1 pseudogene and 1 other annotated feature are annotated in these 1255 nt (G+C 61.4%); the pseudogene reads left to right on the forward strand.

The window, feature by feature from the left end:
- Positions 1–170: 170 nt before the first annotated feature.
- Positions 171–1187 (forward strand): annotated as a pseudogene (locus ACP7AP_RS24155) (IS3 family transposase); the annotation flags it as partial.
- Positions 452–605, forward strand: a sequence feature (AL1L pseudoknot). Its footprint overlaps the pseudogene before it by 154 nt.
- Positions 1188–1255: the final 68 nt, after the last annotated feature.

The raw sequence follows: 1255 nt of genomic DNA on the forward strand, positions 1-1255 counted from the left end.
CAAGCTCGACCTCGATCTGGCCGTCGGACAAGACATTGCTGGGCAAAGTGGGCTTGGCGGCTTCTGCACGGGCAGGGTTCACAATCTCTATAGGCAAGAAGACCGGCGCATCTACAGCGAACCGCCCCGGGTTTGCCGGAGGCTCCAACTTCTGAGTAGGATGGAGCATCATGAGCAAGACAACGAACAAGTTTTCCCCCGAAGTGCGTAAACGCGCTGTGCGGCTGGTGTTGGACAATCAGGGCCAGCATGGATCGCGCCGGCAGGCGGTGCTGTCGATCTCATCGAAGATCGGATGCGCACCGCAGACCCTGAATGACTGGGTCAACAAGGCGGAGGTCGAAAGCGGCGAGCGGGCCGGTGTCTCCAGCGAGATGGCCGAGAAGATGAAGGCCCTCGAACGCGAGAACCGCGAACTGCGCCAGGCGAACGAGATCCTTCGCAAGGCCAGCGCATATTTTGCGATGGCGGAGTTCGACCGCCGACACAGGACATGATCGCCTTCATCCGCTGCCCGGCAGCGCATGTTTACATGCGCGAGAGGGGACGATCACCGGGACAAACATGGGGTCGAGCCGATCTGCGAGGTTCTGCCGATCGCCCCTGCCACCTTCTACGAATATCTGGCGAAGCGGGCGGACCCGTCGCGCCTGTCGGACCGTGCCAGGCGGGATGCGCTTCTTCGGCCGCAGATCCAGCGCGTCTTCGATGCGAACTGGCAGGTCTATGGCGTTCGCAAAATCTGGCGGCAACTGCGCCGCGAGGGGTTTGATGTCGCCCGTTGCACCGTGGCCAGGCTGATGAAGGCCATGGATATTCAAGGCATTATCCGGGGCAAACTGCAGAAGACGACGATCCCGGACAAAAAGCTGCCATGCCCGATGGACAAGGTGAACCGGCAGTTCAGGGTGCCAGCGCCAAACATGTTGTGGGTGTCGGATTTCACCTACGTCGCAACTTGGAAGGGGTTCGTTTATGTTGCCTTCGTCATCGACGCATGTGCCAGGCGCATCGTGGGCTGGCGGGTCAGCAGCACCCCTCATGCTGGCTTCGTCCTGGATGCCCTCGACCAGGCAGTCCATGAGCGCCGCCCGGTCAAGGGCATGGGGTTGGTTCACCACAGTGATCGGGGCAGCCAAGGCAGTCTCAACCGGTCGTCGCAACAGCCAGTGAATGGAGGTTGTGATGACAAAACGACAGCGAGGGTCCGATCGATCTGGCCGGGCGGCGATTGTTTCGCCGGGTCGCCCGGGTG

The sequence above is a fragment of the Cypionkella sp. TWP1-2-1b2 genome (genome assembly GCF_049896245.1).
GTDB lineage: Bacteria > Pseudomonadota > Alphaproteobacteria > Rhodobacterales > Rhodobacteraceae > Cypionkella.